The sequence below is a fragment of the Ruegeria atlantica genome (genome assembly GCF_013033965.1).
GTDB classification, from domain to species: Bacteria; Pseudomonadota; Alphaproteobacteria; order Rhodobacterales; family Rhodobacteraceae; genus Ruegeria; species Ruegeria atlantica_D.
Genome location: NZ_WQFE01000002.1, coordinates 244459 through 262925 on the forward strand (window position 1 = coordinate 244459; position 18467 = coordinate 262925).

Sequence of the window (18467 nt, forward strand, 5' to 3'; positions counted from 1 at the left end):
AACCCTGCGCCCGAAAGGAATCCACCCTGCGATGCAGATTCCTGAAAAAAGGGGGTTGACCCCCCTGCGCCACCTGCCTAATTAGGCCGCCTATCGGGTCGCCGGAAACACTGATTACTCTGGCGAAACGAGGTGCAATTAAGGTCTTGAACCCGGTTGGGAAAATGACTTAAAGAGCGCCACGGATCGACGAGATCCAACAAAAGAGTGGGCCGTTAGCTCAGTTGGTAGAGCAACTGACTTTTAATCAGTGGGTCGCAGGTTCGAATCCTGCACGGCTCACCACTTTAACCGATTGATCGGAAACGAAAAACGGGCAGCGTTGACGCTGCCCGTTTTCGGTTTTTGCAACATTTTTGCAACGTCTAACGTTAACTTATCGATCTCATTTTGTTGAATACCGCGCCGGATAAGATGGGGAGCCTAGCCATTTTTTTCAGCCATGGAACAGTTCGAATGAAACAGTCCAGTTTGCGTATCAGAAAACTAGCCCAATTGGCTCACTCTGCAACGTGATTATAGGGCGTCGGCTTGGGCGGCTGGCACGAGATGTAACTCTGTGCGTTAGCGGCCTGTGAATTGTTGCAATGCATGGTTGAACTGTGTCTAGTGACAGAAAGTGCAATAACCGTTGGTTTACAAATAGATGATTGAGCAACCCGTAACGATTTACTTCGATCTTGAGCCTAATGCCCGACCGACAATCGGGGCGATAGGGCGTGCTATGGTTGAATTTGAGAAAATGGCTGGTGAGGCCATCTATTTGATGGAGCCAGGCGTTGAATTTTCGCTAGTCTATGAGACATCTGGAGAGGGAAGTCTCCGTATCATAACTCTGCTTAGAGGAGTCGTGACGCGCGATAGATTGAAGACACTTGCTATCATTTTGACAACAACTCTATTCAACAACGCAGTGGGACACTTTCAAGGTAAAGCGATGGATGAGGTGGTCGAGGCTTTGGCTGACGAGAACACAACCTTAACCGATGAGGACATTGCCCGAATTGCTGAAGCCGTGTCGAAAATTGAGCGTTCAGAAACTGTCAAAACACCTCGGAGAGAGTTCTTTAAGGCAGTCGAACAAGATCAGGCGATTTCGGGGGTTGCCGCTGTTCCAAACGATAAAGACAAAAGGCCCGAAGTAATCGTGCCACGAGATGAGTTTCTGGAGCGCGCTACTCGCCATCCTGCGATAGAAAACGAAGATGTGGCTGAGCCACGTGTGGTCCCGGAACGGTTGGAAGTGGTTCTTGTTCAGCCTCCGCTAATCGACAGCAATCGACAGTGGAAGTTGTTCGCGAATGGGCATGAGTTTGGAGCAAAAATGCTTGATGAACGCTTCAAGCATCAAATCCTTGAGGGCACAACTGATCTACGATTGGCGGGTGGAGTGATATTAGATGTTACGCTTGAGGTAACCCAAGTCAATGAAGGTGGCTTGTGGTACAATAAATCTTACGCTGTGACAGAAGTTCATAGTTGGCGGCAAAACCCACAGCAGGCTGACCTATTGCTCGCGCATGGCAGCGATGACGACGAGCAAGACGATCAGAACGACAACAAGAATGGGCCACGCTGATTGGAACCCGACCCAATTGATGAACACTTGAAGGAGCACAACGGTAACGGCAATCGCGAGAAGTTCCGCGACGAGTTTTATTAGCCGTTTGACATAATCCTCGCTCAAAATGTTGCACCCTGTTGTGTATTTACCCCAGCATTTGTCAAACTCACTGCAGAAAAGTAAACGCTCTTTCGGTCTTATGGTGTTTCGTCTTGAAGTCTTGGGATTCTAGGAAGGCCCACTCCCAAGCTATGATCTCCGCATCTTGTCGCGTCGGCCCCTTGCACAGTCGTAGCACGTATCGTCACCGGGTATTCTACGCTCCCCATGGCATTTTCGACACTTACGGTCAGGAGCAATGTAATATGCTTCTCCTCGCGCCCATGCCTCTGCCCTTGCTGGGTTAGGAGATGGTACACCAAGATCACCACGGTGATAGGCGTGCCATACTGCAATATTAGATACGCCAAGCAACTCAGCAATTTCCACACATTCGAGGGATTGGCTAAGGTGTTTTTTCTCGCGATATAGGCTTCTCGAGAGTTCAAGCGCTCTGGGAAACTCTCTCAAGTCGACCAGAGTTTTTCGTCTGTTGATGGCCACGTGTGTCAATCCTCGGTCAGTCCAGTAAAGCACCGACCTTGACACCCAGTGCTTTTGCCAGCTTGTCCACGACGGTGATCGTGGGATTGCGGGCTCCACGCTCAAGATCGCTAATATAGGTTCTGTGCAGCCCAGCTTCATGAGCAAATTCTTCCTGTGACCAGCCTTTCGACTGGCGCAGTCTGCGCATGTTTAAGCTTAACCGAGAACGAATGTCCATGCGGCAGTCAGGCCGCAATTGTCGGCAATCAGTCTACAGACGATCAGTGACATTTTACTTGACTGGCGGTAACTTAGGCGCCTACTTGATGTCACTAATCGTCGACATCTTGGGCTTTGACCTTGAACTTTGTCTCAATATCTTTGGTCGCAGAACTAGCAGATCAAATTGAGAAAACTGATCTCGAGATTCCGGCCTTGGCTGGCGAGTACCGTTATGCCTCACTTCCCCTATGTGTCATTGACGCAGTTTTCTCAATCAGCGCACGCTACAGCAGCACGCAAAATACCGTGGAACGGTTTTGTCAATTTTCTGGTTGGACGCTCTTTGCTGCCGCGCGTGAAACTCGAGGTCCCGGTGAACATAGCGTTCATGAGTTCGTAGCAATTTGCGAAAACATCGTCCCCAAGGAAATGGCCGCATCTGTCTACGAAAATCGGCAAAGAACTTCTTCTCGCTCAGGCATTTTGAAGGCGGAGGCAGTCTATCTGTTTTGCCGCGCGTTATTAAGTGCTGGTATTGACGGTTTTACGGACTTGACTCAAGAACGCAGGGAATTTGCCGAGGCAATAATCTTAGGGTTACCTGGGCAGTCTAGTGGGATCGCTTTCGACTATTTTTTGATGCTTGCTGGCGACGACGATCTTGGAAAACCAGATAGGAGAGTTCAAAGTTTCATCGGCGAAGCCTTGCAAATGCAAAATCTTCCTCAGCCACGTCAAACCTCAGTGTTACTTCGACTTGCCGCCAAGGAGTTGCGAAGAAGAGGACAAAACTGGACATCGCTGACGCTGGATCGTGCAATCTGGGAGTATCATCGCACTAACGCGAATTTGGGTCTGTGATTGTCCTCTGGCACTGCCATTCTGATAGCCACAAATGTTTTGAGTTTTCTGCGTAAAGCGTAAATGGCTGCATCATTGGAGTAGCTGTTTACAATCTAAGATTGACACCTCCCGAAGGCTTTGCTTTCTGTCTGGCATGGCGTGAAGCCTAGGTGGGGCGTGATCTACCTGGCCCTTATAGGGTCGATGACGACCTTTTCGGGAAACTGAATTGGCGACAGTGGTTCGAGAGATCTACTGGATGGTATCGGCGACCAAAGGTTGCCGTTTCCCCTTACTCTATGCGCCCCACCGAAATTTAAGAGAGAAATAATGCGCAACGAATTAAGGTCAGAAATCAAACGCTTGAGCAAGAAAGCATTTGATAAAGAGCGTCAGCAGGCGGAAAAAGAGGCTAAGTACCGGGAAAAGTTTGAACGCCGAACCGGCCTATCAGCAGCGTCGCCATCTGTACGGTCACGAACTCCGCTGCACCGTCATTTTGATCCGCGACATTGCAAGCGAAATGCCAACGTTATCGCGACCGCGATTTGGCACAAGATTCTGCGAGAAGAATACGATCCCGAACCCGCCGTTCATTTCCAGATACCCAAGCCGGACGGTTCCAAGCGCGAAGTCACGGCTTTTGGAATTCCAGACGCTGCGGTGGCAAACGTTTTGCTTAGACGGACAATAAACAGAAATAAGAAACGGCTGTCCCCTCACTCATATGCCTACCACCCGGATAAGAACGTCTTTGATGCTATTTTGGCGTTGAGAGATTTTGACAAAGGAGGGAAACTGTTCGCGGTACAAATCGACTTCGAAAAGTACTTTGACAACATCCCCGCGAACTATCTGAAAAAGAAGATCGCTGACCGGACAACGGTTAGTTTGACACCCCATGAGCGGCACATCTTTGAAGCCTTTCTTCATCACCGATATGGAGATGCCGAAGGCCACCGAACTTCGACGTTCAAGCGCAAAGTAAAGGGGACGCCGCAAGGTTCGTCAGCTTCCCTGATATTGGCGAACCTCGCAAATCATGACCTCGACAGAAAACTGTCTGCCGAGTCAGGGAAATTTGTACGGTTCGCGGATGACGTAGTGGCGATTTGTGGCAGCTACGAAGAAGCGCAGCGGCTGGAGCGATGCTTTGATCGGCATTGTGCGGAAAGCGGATTAATCGTTAACCGCAAAAAATCACCCGGCATTGCGGTGATTTCTGACTACCAGCATGAAGTGCGGACCATCAATGATTTTACGTACCTAGGCTATGGTTTCAAAGATGCCGGCCTTACGCTTCCCAAAAAGACTGAGAAGAAACTACAGCAAAAAGTATCTCGGCTGATCAATGTTTACTTAATAAACGCGCTAAATCACGGCTTCAATCACAGAAGAGCCAATAGAAGACGAGGCTACGATTGGGATTTGCTGGGCCTGATATATGAGCTTCGCAGAGGTTTTTATGGTGGTCTCAAGGAGCAAGATATCCAAGACTTTCTCTATAATCAGGGACAACTCAGGACGATGCGCGGCCTGATGGGTTTCTACTGCCTGATTGAAGACCCCACGATACTGAAAGCGCTGGACGGTTGGACAGTCAACATGGTCCGTCGGGCTTGTGTTCAAAGAAGGCAAATACTGCGAAGCAGGTATGGTAGAAACTGCCCAACTCCGTCAAACGAAGAACTCATTCTAGGCAACTGGATTTCTCCGTCGGCATGGCGCGATGAAGGGGATGACGATGATGACGTCGAGGTTCAATTCCCTAGTTTGGTGAGAGGTTGGCGGGCTGCAAGGAAGCACTTTTTCACCTTTGGTTTGGAAGGTGTTCAGGCTCCCGGTTATGATTCCTCATTTGACGTTTCTGCGTTGTTTGATGCGTTTGACTATTAATCTGGTCAGGTGGGTTTTCAGTACATTCCGATTAAACTGCGGACCTGTATCGCCCGCCCGGTCAAATACTGCGAGGCGAAAGCCGCCACAATCAGCCCGATCCCAAGATCGCCGTGGCCTGACGCGTTGCGGGATTGGGTGATGATCTGATTGCCCGCTGCCGTTGTCTGCGTCGTGAACGAGGCCAGGTCTTCCTCAATCTCATCGCGCAGAGGCAGGTCGTGTGCGAACTTCAATTCACCCGATGCGAACAGCACGGCAAGGTTTTCGACCATCAGGGTTTTGGAAGCGTTGCAGTATCGGCCTTTGGTCGTGTAGTCCGAGCCGCCAGTCATCTGAATGGCTGTATGCGGGACGCTCTGTTCGAACAGCATGTCGGATACGACCCGGCCCAAACTGGTCCCGTCGATGACCAAATCCGACTTACCGCCGAATGGTGGGGCATTGCGCAACTTGATCAGGTGATCGACCACATCCACATAGGACACCCCGCGAAACTTGTCGGCATAGACAATTGTGCGGTCGCGCTGCCCGAGAGTGACTTGGCATCCATCGTAGATGGGTAGCTGCTGATCCTTGATCACGCAGACGGTGCTAAAGTCATTGGCCTGACCAAGGTCGGCCCCGATCCAATACCGCACATAGCCTTTCACTCTCGGTATAGCTGGGTCTTGGTTCGTTTCGTTCACTACATCGCCATTGGGACGATAGATCAGGTTCAAATCCTCGGGCATACCGCGCCCTCCATGCTGGTCGCGTTTTCAATGATGGACAGGTCGAAATAGGACATGCCGTCTGACAGGAATTCGCACATGACCTCCTGCCTGAACCTTGTGGCCGATAGCTGGGCGCGGAGCCGTTCGACACGGGGCGCAAGGCGGGGAATCGACGTTCCGGGCACCTTGATCCGATGCACGCTGTCTTTGGGTTCGAGAAACAGGTTGGCGAACAGGTTGTTTTTCCCTGCGGGCGTGCTGGCGTAGAATGTCTGTCCATCGTCTTTCAGCATCGGCAGCAAGGCGACAACAACATCTTCGCCACCGTTGGCACCGGGCAGATACGCCATCTCATCAACAAGCAGCAGATCGGCGGTGTAACCCCGGATCGTGGCCCCGGACGCTGGAACGGCAATGAACCGCCCGCCATTGCTGCACTCAATCTCTGTCTGTGTCGCACGCTCAACGACGAGATCGGTCGCGCGCAGGTACAGTTGCACTTTGCGCGTTATCTCGCGTGTCTGACGTTCTGCTGGCGCGAGACATATGGTTGTGCCGCCGCGCTCAAGTTCACGAACACCGCGCGTTGCCAGAACGCAGGACTTACCCGCCTGTCGGCAAACCAGCAGCGCGACTGTCTGCGCGGCTGATGTGATCGCCTCGACCTGCCAAGGGTCCGGCAAGGCGTTCGGGATTTCCTGTTGCAGGAAATGCGCTATCTTCGCCGCCGGGTCGAGATCACGTTCGAGACCAAGGCACCAGTCATGGAAGGCGTCAAATGGCATCGCCGCTCTCCTGACTGACAGACAGAACATGGTGGCGCATTCGGCGCAGCAGCGGTTCGCGGGCAGCGGGCACCTCGTCACAAACCTCTTGCAGGATGGTGCGGAGCGTGACCCATTCCTTGGACTCGGCCAGAGATACGTTGACCGTCAAGTTTTGGGCCAGCTTGCCCTGCATGGTCGCAATATCGCGCAGGACTTTCCGCAACCCCTCCATTGCGGCCAAAGCAAACCCGTCATCTTCGTTCTGCTCCGCCTTGGTGATCAGTTTTTCGACCCGCCGCGCCAAGGACTCATAGGTCATGGCGATGTCCATGCGGTCTTGGTTGATGATCTCGGTATCTGCCTCAATCCCCTGAATGCGTGTCTCGGCCATGATTTCCCGGCGCATTTCTTCGGTGATCTTCTCATCCCGATAGCGTTGTACGGTTGAATAATCGACACCGAGACGGCGGGCGATTTCAGCCATAGACCGCCGTCCAAGCACAATGTCTTTGATGATCTCGTTCTTGTCAGGCCGCATGTCGATAATCGCCCGACGGCCCGAATTCTTGTTCCCACCCTGCGCCATAATCAGGACTCACCTGTAACCTTGGTTGAGCCAATGATCGGGGCAACGTTATCGTCGCCGTACCAAACGATGCGCTCTCGCAGCCGCTCCCATTCCTCCACGGAGACAGATTCCAAATGATCATGAACGCGCTTTGCAAACTGTTCCCCGACGCCCGACCGCACGAGATCGTCGCGCAGCTCGGCAAACCCGAAGCCATGCAGGTGCAGTTTCATCACCTGAGCAAGCGTGACGACAACAGCGTCTTGCGGGCTTCCTGACGGCTCGAGTTTGACCAGTTCGGATTCCCAGAAATAGTGCTGGCCGTCGCGCGCAACGATAATGTCGTCCTCTGGCCCCAAGCCCATGGTGACAAACAAAGCGAACTGGATGCAGGCGCGGTCCTCAGGTGTCACTTGCGCTGGCATTGGCCGCATTCTCCATCAGGCGCAGTTTGGTCTGCATATGCTGGGGAAGGTCGTCAGGCTGATCCCACGACACAGGCGTGAAACCATCCTCGCGCAGTTTCCGATACTGTGCCCGGAAATCGGACGACCCCATCACATCGCGACGGATGTAGACGCGGCAAGCATCCTCGTCTTTTACGACGGAGGTGCGCGTTGTTGCGGTGTTCGGTCGGCCACGGTTCTGCGCGTCGCCCGATGTGCTCGGATCGAAGATGTGCAGATTGGCCCCGGCCTTCTCAGCAGCGGCTTTCGCTTCGCGATACTTCACGGGGTCACGGGCTTCTTCGCGGGTAAGGGAGTGCGCAGGACGGATGCCCTTTGGATACCAGTTTCCGTCGTCAGCACGTTCAAGGCCAGCATCGCGCATCTTCTGCTCTTGCCGCTCCTCCTGAACAATATCCACGATGGATTTCTTGGCCGGGGTGCTATCCCGTGTGCCTTCTTTAATTTGATCAAGCAGACGGGAGTTGTGCTCATACAGCCCGTCCATTCGTTTCTGCTGATCAGTCACCGTGGTGGTGAGCGTTTCAACCTGCTTGATCAGGGCTTGCAGGGCAGCCGTGGTCTCATCCGACATGTTATTCTCCTATGGTTCCAAACAAAATTGAGCGTGACGCAATTCGGGACGCCACGCTCAATCTGGTCTGGACAGATAGGAGCGGTGCGTCGGCGTTGCTCAGACCAACAATCGGTCCCGCTCCCGGGTCTTCTCAACCGAAGAAGAAGGTCTTTTAGGCGGTGATTTCAGGTACTTCCAACGCACCCGAACACGCTCGACCCCTTGGAGATGTTTTCGGAAGGAGGACGCGTTTTTGTCCGAAACAATGGGGAATTCTTCACCTTCCATCATCCGGCGAATACAGGCGGCAAGTACGTCACCATCCCAGCCGATGAGAGAGCAAAGATCATTTCGGTGGCGCGCAAACGCGCCCTGATGATCTGTCAGAAATGAAATGGCCTGATCTTGTTCCAGCTGTGTGATACCGGCACTGGCAGCGTTCTTTTGTATCGGCATAAACAGATCGCGATAGGCCTGCATGATGATTGCCACAACGAACGCCTCTTCGGGCGTCTGCGGGCGGTCTGTTCCCGTCAGCCCCATGGACACCCCGGATAAACTGTTCCGGGCGTCACATGACGCACAATCGCGGCATACACGATGTTCTCGGCTGAACGACGTTGCCAGTCGGCTGGCAGTTCCGACCAGACGACATAGACAAGGCGTGGAGTCGGATCGTCACCGATCTTGAAAACCCCGCGCGTCGGCAATTGGGCATCTGCCAACGCGCTTTGAGTTCGAGGCAGTGAATGCCAATCAGACATTGGCTCGCAGCCCGTCCACAACAGTAGTGATGTGCCGCCAAGGGAGGTCGAAATCGCCCTGTATGGCATGGACGATCAGACCTGTTTCGTGAGGCACAAGCCGGTAGTGGCGATTGATTGCCTCGGCATCGGGATCGGTCAGGAAACGTTCCAGATCATCAGCCAATCGGTCCGCATCGTTGACCTTCAACATGGAACGGCTGGAAATGGTGGTGAGGCTCAGGATGGCGTTGCCATCTTCAATACGCGCGCTGATCTTCATCGCTTTGTCCTTCGGAGATGAAGCGCGCCCGAGGGAAAAAGGAATATCGAACCACCCTCAGACACGCGGTTTGTCAACGGGTCCGACGAATGATGCGTATCACCTCGCTTTGGGACGATGTTCCGAAGAAGAAGGTGGAGATGCGGGAGATTTAGGTGGAAAACTAAAAGTGGTGACTGGCGTGGTTTTGGTCGGTCAGCTAAACTTAAAGGTGTATTGTAGAAGGCGAGGATTTAATGGGCTTCCGTTTCCAGAAGAGAATAAAGATTGCTCCCGGCGTGCGGCTGAACGTGTCAAAGAGCGGAGTCAGTACCAGCCTTGGTGGCCGAGGTGCTACTGTGAACCTCAATTCGAAAGGTGTACGCACCACCGTCGGGGTGCCCGGGACAGGCCTTTCTTGGTCAAAGCAAACAGGCTGGGCAAATGCCAACGGTCTGAAACCCGAAGACGAGTTGATGCAGTTGGGTAAGCTGCTTGACCAAAAGGCGAAGACTTTCAATTCACTATCCCCGAAGACCAATAAAGTGTCTGCGAGTTGGAACAAAGCTGTTGAATCCTTTGAAGGGGGACGAGGGCCGAGTTCTTCTAAGTTTCAGACGTTGGTAAAACGGTTTGAAACAGCTATGGCAGGGTACCAAGGTATCGAGGATTCAGTCGACGAGCAAAGAGCCGCGTTACGCGCCATCATCAGCCGTCTCAAGGGCATGAAATTTGGTATGTTCAGCGGCAGACTGAAATCGGCGCAAAGGGATCTACTAAAACTGGCAAGCGAGCATGAGCAAGGCGCGCAAAAGTTGTCTGCTGCACTTGATAGGGTAAAAGCCGAGGTAACCACCGAACTAGCCGCAGCAGAGCGAAAAACTTGATCTTGCCAACTTAGGTCTGACAATTGCATCGACAGATTCAATGACTCTATCAACTGAAATAGCTGCCGTTTTGCTCGGTGGTGGATTTGCGATTCTGGGCACGTTTTTGGGTGCGTATCTAAACAAGCGCGCCACACTTTCGACTGCACGTGAACTGGCGGAGATCGAGCGTTTCAAGTACGCGCAAGACCGCATCTGGGATTTCCGAAAAGAGACGTACACTGCGATCCTTGCGCACCTCAGAAGGGCATCCAACCACGCGGATAGGGTGTTTTCTGGCTACTGTGACGAGCAAATGCACCCCGAAACGTATTTCGCCAGCGATAGTCGCAAAGAAGACGAAGAGGCCAAATGGGCGGCATGGGTTGATTGCCGAAAAGAGTTCGAAGACAATCTTCTCACGCTGTCCGACGACTTCACCAAGCAGTTCTACTTACTCATCCACAGCTTTAAGATCATAGACGACAACGATCTTCCGCCAGAAGCGGCTCAAAAAGCAGCAGACATTTTCAATGGATTTTATCCTAAGCTGCTTAGAATTGCCCAAAATGAGATTGCACCCTCTAGGCCAAATAAGTCTTAGCGCTTAGCTTAAACCTGATTTCAATTGACCTTTCCGCCCGGCAAGTAGCACCTGTTGCAAGATGCGTTGCAAAAACCATCTAACCATTTGATCCATAAGGCTAGAAATACTGATTAGTTGTCAGTTGGGCGGTATTGGCCGCCCAATTACGACCGGATCGCAACGAGTGGGCGGAGATTTCGGAAAGAGCTAATACAAGGCCGCGGTCGGAGCGCATTCCAGCGCACATGTCATCCATGTGTTTTGCTACGTGCCTATGATAACTAATTGTTTTTATGTCGATTTCACACATAGCACACAAAGAACACATAGAAATGAAATACACTTGTGCAATCACTTCATGCCCGCAAGGATACCTGCATTCGCCACACTTTCACAAAGCTGAGTTCATGTGTGTTTGTGCGCTATGTGATAATATTGTTTACTATCATAAAGTTAGTCGGCGCACAAAGAACACATAGCATCCATGTGCGCCGATTGATGGCTTAAAACGGTGTTTCGTCTCGCACCCACCTTTGCGTCAGATACTTTTCAACCGCATCAGGATCACCGCCATTGGGATCGGTGTCGTACCCAGGGTTAGGTGGCTGGTAGACGCGCCACTCGCCATCTTCTGGGTAGGTGTTACCTGTTTTGTGGGCGACTAACCGGCGGAATTCGCGCAACGGAGGCAATACCACACCCGGCCTATCGGTCGAGTAAACCGGCGTCACTGTCAGGATACCATTGCTATCGGTTCCACGATGTACAGTCTCAATCCACGTGCAGTTGCGACCAGCAGTTTGTGCGCCGAACTTGTCGCGCATTTGGTTGGAAAACTTCCTTGGATGGTCTTTTCGCGACGCTCCCCGTGCATAGCATTCCCTCGCAAGTGTTGCGGTTGATACCTTGCCTGCGCCGCTAAGGTCATCTGGCAAAACGCCGGTTTCAGCGATCTCGTCCATCAAAGCCAACAGCGGATCAGAAGCAACCTTGTCACGAGATTTAGCTTCGGTGACGTGTCCATAGCGGATTAAGTCGTGGTCGACTTCAAACTGCAAAAGGTAGTCGAGAACAACACCTGGGTTGTCGTCAATCAGCCGGTAATATGGCTCCCACCACGCTATTGCTTCCTTTGAGTGACTATCAAAACGCGTGGGCACCTCGATTACAGTCCAACGGCGGTCGTCATGGTCTATGTGAACAGCTTGATCGTCATTAGTTGTCGCAATGATGCGGTGGACATTCTTGCCATCAAACTGAGCCAAATACTTTTGTTCATACGACCACGTATCTGAGGTAATGAACGACTTCGCAATTGCCGCCTGTCGCGACGACCCGGCAAACAAAGATTCTTCACACAACACAAATGTTGATCCGAACAGACCACGATTGAAGCGCGCAAACATGCGATCAGATTCCGCTATTTGCTGCGCGTGTGCGGGGCCAATGAGTTTACGTATCGCGCGCCCAAGAAATGATTTACCAGCTCCTTGTCCACCGCGTAGCGCAAGGGCGCTGCCGGGGTGATGCGACCATGGCCGTTGTACGCCGTCAGCTAGGTAGGTCATTACCCATTGCGCCAAAGCCGCGTCGCCTGAGCATAGTACATCTTGGATGTATTCCTCCCAAAGCGTTGAATTGCCATTTTGAGGTTGGCACGCCCAGCCCTTAAACACATTGAAGCCGGGGCCGTTATAGTCTGGTGGTTCAATAACAATGCCGCGATACTCGGCTCGATCGATGTCATGCAACCAGAGTTTTGATATCGGCGTGCGATGTTTGCCCATCATGACCATTTGGGGTGCGGTGGCATCAAGAAACGCGTTCTTGGCGTAACATTCGCCCTCTTCACGGTTCAGGAACTCCACCTGCCCGTTGACACGCATTACAGCCCATTCGCGATTGAACTTTTCAACCAACCGATAGTGGAGTGGTGTTGGCGTGCCTTTTTCGCGTCTTTTCGCGGAACGCAGCAGGTTCACGATTTCTGCTTCGGGTAGTGCGCCATCAACGAACAGTTCGTGGAAACCAGTGTCGCCATTTAGCCTTCGAATTTCCGCATCCATTTCCGTATCAGGCCAGCCGCGCGCCTGCATCGACATAGCGACCCTCATTAATAGATCGTTTCGTCCAGCTGGATTGTCAGGCACCTTGTAGCCGATTTCCGAAGTGTCGAGTGCTGGTGTAGCATTAACGATATCGGTTACGATCTGTGTAGGTGTTCGACAGTGTTTATCGATGTGATCGAGCAACATTGACGTGCTGATCTCGTCGAGAGCACCTTTCATACTCTCATGATCTATCAACCAAGCGAACTCGCGTTTCTGGCCGTTGACTGGCAACCAGACCGCCGTTGGTTCATTGTCAGGCGCCACCACCGTTTGCGTTTCCTTTGGAAACACTTCGGTCTTCTGTTGCACCTTCTTTGGCAATCGTTTGCGTAGCGCGACTAGATACTGATGCATCAATTTCGCAGGCACGGGTTCGTCCACGAACACAACAATGTGCAAACCGCGCGACTTTGTTCTGAAAGCGGCAGAGCGTGCATGTATACGTTCACGGAGGGCGAAAACGTCGTCTTCGGGCATATCGTAGCAATCAACATCGAGCACGCCCCAAGTGCACGTGCTATCAACACGCACGGGAGCAACGCCAACGGGCTTTTCACCGGCGATGTGACGTGCAACCAATTGGGTGGTCAGCGGGCCCGACACCGTTTGCGTTTTGCCATTCACTTTGCCTTTGTCGTTGGCGGCCAATTCGCCACCCATTTCAATGTGCCGTTTTTCATATCCGTCAAATAGGCGGAGCATAATACCGGCGGATTCGTTTAGATGTTTGTCCATTCCATTTTCAGGTTGGACCCGCATCACAAGTTCAGAGTTGCCGCGTGCTCGATTATAAGCGAGTTATCCAACGTACTTGCGGCATCACTGATCATGTGGGGCGGGTCGTTAAACCTGCCCCACTTCTTTCTGTTTCGCCCAAGCCATCACCGCATCACGGTCATACCGCACAGTGCGTTCTGACCAGTAGATTGCGGGAGGCGTATCACCAGCCTTCTTCCATTCGTAGAACTGGCGTTCTGAGATATGGAGGAATTCGCACACCTGCCGGGGTGTCATCAGTTGTGGGAGGTTAAGCCGTATTTCCAGCTCTTTAATGCGCCGTTCGAGCGCGCGTAGTTCGGACGTAGCCATAATCGACGGTTTCCTTCTGTCCAATCATGAACAGACAGAGGCCTCCGTTGATACTCGCTGGTTCGGCTCATCACCTAGGGCCGCTTCCAGCGCGGCGCTCCCTAGGCTAGTCTCACGCCCACCATAACGGTGCGCGGCGTCTCACGACGCGGCATTAGGCGCGTATCGAACATGGTGCGCTTAGTCGCTGAGTTCAAGTTCGAAATCAGGTGTTTGCTTTATGCGTAGCAAAATTACGTTCTCAATGTCGGCCACCAAATCCTCAATGGCGAGGTCTTCTTGATAATGCATCGCCATGTCGTCGTCGGTATCTTTGGATGTTATGTCACCCCGGAGAAATGCGACCGCATATGATGGAATTCGCGCGGGGCCACATGCCGACGTAAAATGGTGACGTGCATCATGTTGGCGTAAGACCGGTGCACCCTCCATGATAGGCTCGCCGTTTTTGTCGGTGCGTCCGCTGTCTCGTATAATGGCCGGATGCCTGAGGACGTCGAGATGGTCTAAGTAACCCGTTTGGGACGACGCCGGGAACACTTGCTCAGAGCCACCGCCTCGGATCGACAAGAGTGCGCGAACCACTGTTTCGCAAATCGGTAGAGTCCGGTCTTCGCCATTTTTCAGTTTCGGTAGGCGAATGGTTTTGCGTTGTAGGTCCACCTGATCCCAACGTAGCGAGCGGACATCATCTGCGCGGATACCGGTGAAAAGCATTACGACCCAAGCGATCCGGCGCAGTGGGTTTTTTACAGCCATGATTGCTTCCCACATGGGCGACCAATCTCGTCTGTCGATGGTTTCATCAGAGTCGCATAAGACTTTCCAAAAGGTGTCTCGTGACCCCACCTGTTTCAGCTTGATCTTACCGCGCTGGATTGGTGTCGGAATATCGAGCATTGAATAGGCGTTGTTGATTCCGGCTTTGACATGGTGCCGAGTCGAGACCGATGGAATCGCGTTTAAACAACGGCGGACATCCAAAAGCGAAACCTGCGTTGGGCTCTTGTCGAGTATGTCTGACGCATACCGTTCCAGCTTCCGCTCCATGTCGGTCAGGTGTTTTTCCGACGCCCGCTCGTTCGCTAGCGCATCGGCAACATACTCGCGCCAAGCGTCGCTCACCTTGCGGATAGCGGCGGTTGTTTCATTGCCATGGTGGGCCGTTTCCTTTGACGCCTGCTTGAGCGCCTGCGCCGCCGTCATGATCGGGAATACACCGAGTTTGACTGACTTGGTTTTGCCGTTAACCCGCGCCTTGAGATACCAAGTTGAGCGCCGTTTACCGACATTGAGATATAGGCCGGGGAAGGCATCGCCCTTGTGCCGATACATGCCGGGAGCGGCTTTCAGAAGCTGAGAATCTCGACGAAAATCAATTGCTGTGGTCATCTGTCTGGTCCAAATTTTGCAACGTTTTTTGCAACAGACCATTTCACTAAGACGCATTTCGGCGCACTGTCAACCGACTGATGTTCGTTGCAATAAGATGATAACCAATTGTTTTAGATGATAAACTGCACCAAGGCGCACCAACCGTATAAATCCAGTGAGGTGTCTTTTAATCAGTGGGTCGCAGGTTCGAATCCTGCACGGCTCACCACTTTTTTCAAAGGGTTAGCAAGAATAGGCGAGATTTTCCCGCGCCTACAGCAACCACCTAGCAACCACGCGGCATAGATTGACGTAGAAGTGGGTGGAATTCAGTAGTGGCTGGGTGACTTAATCCAAGTCTGCTGCCGCAGGTTAACTTTTTGATAAATGGTCTCTTTTTGACATTTTTGCCGATTAATAGTACACTAACAATGCGCAGCCAAAGCAACACTGCTTTTTTGCGTGGATCATACCCAACAGTATAGCACACGCAATGCGCGTCAGTTTCAGGAAGTGAATTCCTGACCGTTTGCAATCTCTATACATCCTAAATGAAAGGACCTTTTCCATGGCTGGAAACGGAAGCATCAGTGGTGCCAATCAATCTATTGCCGTATCGCGAGTTCATAAGAACCGAACATTGAACGACACTTTCCGCAAATCGGGTGCAGACGGTATCGTCATGATCTCGATGGGCATACACAATCTAGGTCGCGCCGAGGTCGATACCATAGTCAAACAACTGGGTGGAAAGGTTGGGGACGATAGTTGCGAAGCAGGCAGTGAACATGACTTCGGAGAAATCCGTGTGAACAACCGTCCCGTTCATTGGGAGATCAACTACTACAATAAAGATTTGGACGACGACTCCCCAGACTCCACGAACCCAGAGAAAACAACGCGCCTCATGACACTTTTGCTTGGTAGCGAACTCTAACGACTTAATGCTGACCATAACTGGTCAGCATTTTTATACCTTGTGACTGTGGTGCCAGACTTCCCTATAGCCATTGTCCCCCGCCTTAGTAGCTTCCCTGTAACCGGTCTGATAGATAAACCCGGTCAAGAACTCAACGGGCACGCCATGCTGATAAGCATAGAGTAGCTGACGCGCTGATTTCGAGCGTTGGTCTCTGGAAATCTTTTTCTGGTCTCCAAGGATAAGGTGATACACCCAAAAGAATGGGTTTACGCTCGGGCGAGGCGCATTCTTGTGAATGGCTCTTAACTTATCTTGCGTGTTCAGCTTCCAAACAGTCCGGACTAAGGTTTCCTCTTGTTCATATCGAAGAACATGGGCTCCTACAGCGTAAACGATACGCTTCAAAACATCCGCTGAACGGTGGAATGGTCTCACCGACGCGGCTTCGTGCTTTTTGAGATAGTCGTGAAGCTTGTCCACTTCCATCGCAAGCCTCTCCAGGTCTCGTGATAGACGGTCGCCACGCTTTGCAAGTTTTCGCATCAGGAAGCCGTGCTCATCAACGTAAACTGTTTTGAACTTATTGCGGTTTGACTGATTCGTGTTGTGTAGCTCTAGATCGCTCGTTTCGTGATCCATTAACTCTCTCAAACATTGTATTCTGTATTAAATACCATGATTGACTTAATATCGCCAAAGAATGCTTCTTTACAGCACTTTGAGCAAATTCACCCGGAAAAAAAGCAAGAGAAAAACTGTTTTTGCTGCGCGATAATGCTCCATGTCACCTGACGCACAAAGCGACAGGGCGCAGAACATCGGTAGACAAAAAAGGAGATTTAAATGCCGACTAAGAAAGTACACGCAGGGAGCAGCAGCAAGCCCGCCAATGCCTCAACTAAACTGGCGTATTGGGCCGAAGGCCAAGTTGCCAATCGGCTTGGCGTTTCTGTTCAGTGGTTGAGGAAGCAACGCGCTATGGGAACCGGAATTCCCTTCCACAAATTTGGGAGGTCAATCAGGTATCGCATTGACGATGTGCTTTCATATGAAGATTCGACGACACAATCGTTCACGGGACAGAGCCAGGCGCCATCCACCAGTAACACGCGCTTTAGTAGTATGTACTGATCAATGGCAGATTTACCCATTTCCCAGTCTACAGCCATCTACAGCGTGGTTAGACATAGAAGATTGCCAAGTTCAGGAAAATCACAGCCCCACCTCGTTCATCAGAGCAGTATGAAAAGAACAAAAAAAATGACCTACCACAAACCCCACAACCCAGATCGTACCCCTGACTCAATCCGCGAAAATTGGCTCAATAATGAGCGTTTGTTTGGTGACTCGGTATTTCGAGGCGCTCGTAAGAATGATCGGTTTAGTCGCAAAATGGGGCATTTCCTAAACGGGCTCATTGATGAAGTTCCAAACTGTAGTCGACTCATTGCTTCGAACACAAAGTTCAGAACCTGGGCAAGCGACTTACTCGTTGATGCGATGTTGCTTCAAGAACAAAGGATTCCAAAAGAAGGTAGCCTGTATCATGTCACCATCGTGAATCCGGAGGACTTCACTGGTGATCGAGTTACCGAGATAGACTGGGCCAAGATCCGCAAACGTTGTGCGACTGTAATGAATGACCTTGGCCCTAATTTCCTCGGAATGGGAGAGGTGCAGGCCACAGTGAACCGCCAGCACAAAGACGGCGATGTGGATTGTGGGCGGATTTTGAGCCCGCACTACCACATACTGCTTTGGACGACGGAAAAAATAAACTGCAGAAAGAAAGGAGCACAGCTTTCGAAAAGATTCCCGGAAGACGAAGGCGGCGTTACTCCGGTCCGCATTGTCGAATTCGAAAAGGGAAAAGATGATGTCTGTGCGCTTGCTCGCTACATCTTGAAAAGCCCATACAAGTGCAAAACACTCTACCAAAAGAATGAATACGATGCGGATGGCAGCGTTGTGAAGACGCACAAGAACCAACATGAGAGCCCTAAAGGGTACACCGCTGTTTTGCACAGACGACTGGCCGAGATAAACTCGCTTGTGGAACTTCCTGACCTGATGATCTCTGGCGGTGAAGGAGTGAAGCTCAAGAACAAACTAATTGGTGCCTTGAAGGCGATCGCTGATGTGTACCGCACTGACGAAGGGGAAGACTATTCGGACGAGAGAATAGAGGATTTTTGGCGAGCTGTAAAAAAACGCTCTGCCACCAAACACTATGAGCCACCTGTCGTCAGAACTAAGGCTTCACAAAGTCCGAGGGGTCCAGAGTTGTTCTTGTGAAACCTTCTGCGAGCAAGAAGCCCAAAAGTTAGAAC

Annotated in this window: 20 protein-coding genes and 1 tRNA gene; 8 read left to right on the forward strand and 13 right to left on the reverse strand. The window is 51.6% G+C overall.

The features are described 5' to 3' along the window. Positions 1-209: 209 nt before the first annotated feature. Positions 210-285: transfer RNA gene (locus tag GOW16_RS05085), tRNA-Lys, on the forward strand. 439 nt (positions 286-724) lie between these two features. Beyond that, entirely contained in the window at positions 725-1579 is an 855-nt protein-coding gene (locus GOW16_RS05090) for a hypothetical protein (RefSeq protein ID WP_170411245.1), read from the forward strand. 604 nt (positions 1580-2183) lie between these two features. Here the strand turns inward: GOW16_RS05090 and GOW16_RS05095 are convergent. Beyond that, a complete protein-coding gene (locus GOW16_RS05095) occupies positions 2184-2357 on the reverse strand; it encodes a helix-turn-helix domain-containing protein (RefSeq protein WP_254429689.1) in 174 nt (57 codons plus the stop codon). Positions 2358-2509: 152 nt separating this feature from the next. Here GOW16_RS05095 and GOW16_RS05100 point away from each other — a divergent pair, with 152 nt between their 5' ends. After that, positions 2510-3232, forward strand: a complete 723-nt coding sequence (locus GOW16_RS05100) for a hypothetical protein (protein WP_170411251.1) — start codon at positions 2510-2512, stop codon at positions 3230-3232. Between the two features lie 312 nt (positions 3233-3544). Beyond that, positions 3545-5110: a reverse transcriptase domain-containing protein gene (locus GOW16_RS05105; RefSeq protein ID WP_170411254.1), complete on the forward strand. Its 1566-nt coding sequence runs from the start codon at positions 3545-3547 to the stop codon at positions 5108-5110. Positions 5111-5127: 17 nt separating this feature from the next. Here the strand turns inward: GOW16_RS05105 and GOW16_RS05110 are convergent, their stop codons facing one another. The 8 genes from GOW16_RS05110 to GOW16_RS05145 form a co-directional block, all read right to left on the reverse strand. Continuing rightward, entirely contained in the window at positions 5128-5844 is a 717-nt protein-coding gene (locus GOW16_RS05110; protein WP_170411257.1) for a hypothetical protein, read from the reverse strand. Beyond that, positions 5829-6611 (reverse strand): terminase large subunit domain-containing protein, encoded by a 783-nt coding sequence (locus GOW16_RS05115; RefSeq protein ID WP_170411260.1) that lies wholly within the window; start codon positions 6609-6611, stop codon positions 5829-5831. Before GOW16_RS05115 ends, GOW16_RS05110 begins: the two co-directional genes overlap by 16 nt. Then, on the reverse strand, positions 6601-7179 hold the full coding sequence (locus GOW16_RS05120; protein WP_170411263.1) for a hypothetical protein: 579 nt from the start codon (positions 7177-7179) through the stop codon (positions 6601-6603). Before GOW16_RS05120 ends, GOW16_RS05115 begins: the two co-directional genes overlap by 11 nt. 2 nt (positions 7180-7181) lie before the next feature. After that, positions 7182-7586 carry a hypothetical protein gene (locus GOW16_RS05125; RefSeq protein ID WP_170411266.1) on the reverse strand — a complete coding sequence of 135 codons (405 nt, stop codon included), beginning with the start codon at positions 7584-7586 and terminating at the stop codon, positions 7182-7184. Beyond that, on the reverse strand, positions 7564-8202 hold the full coding sequence (locus GOW16_RS05130; protein WP_170411269.1) for a hypothetical protein: 639 nt from the start codon (positions 8200-8202) through the stop codon (positions 7564-7566). The genes GOW16_RS05125 and GOW16_RS05130 overlap by 23 nt, the downstream gene beginning before the upstream one ends. Positions 8203-8301: 99 nt before the next feature. Further along, entirely contained in the window at positions 8302-8727 is a 426-nt protein-coding gene (locus GOW16_RS05135) for a hypothetical protein (RefSeq protein WP_170411272.1), read from the reverse strand. Beyond that, positions 8718-8948: a hypothetical protein gene (locus GOW16_RS05140; protein WP_170411275.1), complete on the reverse strand. Its 231-nt coding sequence runs from the start codon at positions 8946-8948 to the stop codon at positions 8718-8720. The genes GOW16_RS05135 and GOW16_RS05140 overlap by 10 nt, the downstream gene beginning before the upstream one ends. Next, a complete protein-coding gene (locus GOW16_RS05145) occupies positions 8941-9210 on the reverse strand; it encodes a hypothetical protein (RefSeq protein WP_170411278.1) in 270 nt (89 codons plus the stop codon). Before GOW16_RS05145 ends, GOW16_RS05140 begins: the two co-directional genes overlap by 8 nt. A gap of 236 nt (positions 9211-9446) precedes the next feature. Between GOW16_RS05145 and GOW16_RS05150 the strand changes: the two genes are divergently transcribed. Next, the gene (locus tag GOW16_RS05150) at positions 9447-10076 is read left to right on the forward strand and encodes a DUF4236 domain-containing protein (RefSeq protein ID WP_170411281.1); all 630 of its coding nucleotides are present in this window, start codon (positions 9447-9449) and stop codon (positions 10074-10076) included. A 40-nt stretch (positions 10077-10116) separates the two neighbouring features. Continuing rightward, entirely contained in the window at positions 10117-10659 is a 543-nt protein-coding gene (locus GOW16_RS05155) for a hypothetical protein (RefSeq protein ID WP_170411284.1), read from the forward strand. A 485-nt stretch (positions 10660-11144) separates the two neighbouring features. On the opposite strand, the gene GOW16_RS05160 is transcribed toward GOW16_RS05155, so the two are convergent. The 3 genes from GOW16_RS05160 to GOW16_RS05170 all read right to left on the reverse strand — a co-directional run bounded on the left by GOW16_RS05160 (position 11145) and on the right by GOW16_RS05170 (position 15233). Further along, entirely contained in the window at positions 11145-13487 is a 2343-nt protein-coding gene (locus tag GOW16_RS05160) for a DUF5906 domain-containing protein (protein ID WP_170411288.1), read from the reverse strand. Between the two features lie 108 nt (positions 13488-13595). Beyond that, entirely contained in the window at positions 13596-13841 is a 246-nt protein-coding gene (locus GOW16_RS05165) for a helix-turn-helix transcriptional regulator (protein ID WP_170411291.1), read from the reverse strand. Positions 13842-14021: 180 nt separating this feature from the next. After that, positions 14022-15233: an integrase family protein gene (locus tag GOW16_RS05170; RefSeq protein WP_170411295.1), complete on the reverse strand. Its 1212-nt coding sequence runs from the start codon at positions 15231-15233 to the stop codon at positions 14022-14024. 550 nt (positions 15234-15783) lie between these two features. On the opposite strand from GOW16_RS05170, the gene GOW16_RS05175 reads away from it, so the two are divergent. Then, positions 15784-16152 carry a DUF3768 domain-containing protein gene (locus tag GOW16_RS05175; RefSeq protein ID WP_170411298.1) on the forward strand — a complete coding sequence of 123 codons (369 nt, stop codon included), beginning with the start codon at positions 15784-15786 and terminating at the stop codon, positions 16150-16152. Between the two features lie 33 nt (positions 16153-16185). Here GOW16_RS05175 and GOW16_RS05180 read toward each other — a convergent pair whose 3' ends face one another. Beyond that, positions 16186-16776, reverse strand: a complete 591-nt coding sequence (locus tag GOW16_RS05180; RefSeq protein WP_170411302.1) for a hypothetical protein — start codon at positions 16774-16776, stop codon at positions 16186-16188. A gap of 603 nt (positions 16777-17379) precedes the next feature. Between GOW16_RS05180 and GOW16_RS05185 the strand changes: the two genes are divergently transcribed. Next, positions 17380-18432 (forward strand): hypothetical protein, encoded by a 1053-nt coding sequence (locus tag GOW16_RS05185; protein ID WP_170411305.1) that lies wholly within the window; start codon positions 17380-17382, stop codon positions 18430-18432. The last annotated feature ends 35 nt before the right edge of the window (positions 18433-18467 follow it).

Coding starts and splice junctions, on each gene's coding strand:
- GOW16_RS05090 (WP_170411245.1), top strand. CDS start 725: ATGGTTGAATTTGAGAAAATGGCTGGTGAGGCCATCTATTTGATGGAG.
- GOW16_RS05095 (WP_254429689.1), bottom strand. CDS start 2,357: ATGCGCAGACTGCGCCAGTCGAAAGGCTGGTCACAGGAAGAATTTGCT.
- GOW16_RS05105 (WP_170411254.1), top strand. CDS start 3,545: ATGCGCAACGAATTAAGGTCAGAAATCAAACGCTTGAGCAAGAAAGCA.
- GOW16_RS05110 (WP_170411257.1), bottom strand. CDS start 5,844: ATGCCCGAGGATTTGAACCTGATCTATCGTCCCAATGGCGATGTAGTG.
- GOW16_RS05115 (WP_170411260.1), bottom strand. CDS start 6,611: ATGCCATTTGACGCCTTCCATGACTGGTGCCTTGGTCTCGAACGTGAT.
- GOW16_RS05120 (WP_170411263.1), bottom strand. CDS start 7,179: ATGGCGCAGGGTGGGAACAAGAATTCGGGCCGTCGGGCGATTATCGAC.
- GOW16_RS05125 (WP_170411266.1), bottom strand. CDS start 7,586: ATGCCAGCGCAAGTGACACCTGAGGACCGCGCCTGCATCCAGTTCGCT.
- GOW16_RS05130 (WP_170411269.1), bottom strand. CDS start 8,202: ATGTCGGATGAGACCACGGCTGCCCTGCAAGCCCTGATCAAGCAGGTT.
- GOW16_RS05135 (WP_170411272.1), bottom strand. CDS start 8,727: ATGGGGCTGACGGGAACAGACCGCCCGCAGACGCCCGAAGAGGCGTTC.
- GOW16_RS05140 (WP_170411275.1), bottom strand. CDS start 8,948: ATGTCTGATTGGCATTCACTGCCTCGAACTCAAAGCGCGTTGGCAGAT.
- GOW16_RS05145 (WP_170411278.1), bottom strand. CDS start 9,210: ATGAAGATCAGCGCGCGTATTGAAGATGGCAACGCCATCCTGAGCCTC.
- GOW16_RS05150 (WP_170411281.1), top strand. CDS start 9,447: ATGGGCTTCCGTTTCCAGAAGAGAATAAAGATTGCTCCCGGCGTGCGG.
- GOW16_RS05155 (WP_170411284.1), top strand. CDS start 10,117: ATGACTCTATCAACTGAAATAGCTGCCGTTTTGCTCGGTGGTGGATTT.
- GOW16_RS05160 (WP_170411288.1), bottom strand. CDS start 13,487: ATGGACAAACATCTAAACGAATCCGCCGGTATTATGCTCCGCCTATTT.
- GOW16_RS05165 (WP_170411291.1), bottom strand. CDS start 13,841: ATGGCTACGTCCGAACTACGCGCGCTCGAACGGCGCATTAAAGAGCTG.
- GOW16_RS05170 (WP_170411295.1), bottom strand. CDS start 15,233: ATGACCACAGCAATTGATTTTCGTCGAGATTCTCAGCTTCTGAAAGCC.
- GOW16_RS05175 (WP_170411298.1), top strand. CDS start 15,784: ATGGCTGGAAACGGAAGCATCAGTGGTGCCAATCAATCTATTGCCGTA.
- GOW16_RS05180 (WP_170411302.1), bottom strand. CDS start 16,776: ATGGATCACGAAACGAGCGATCTAGAGCTACACAACACGAATCAGTCA.
- GOW16_RS05185 (WP_170411305.1), top strand. CDS start 17,380: ATGAAAAGAACAAAAAAAATGACCTACCACAAACCCCACAACCCAGAT.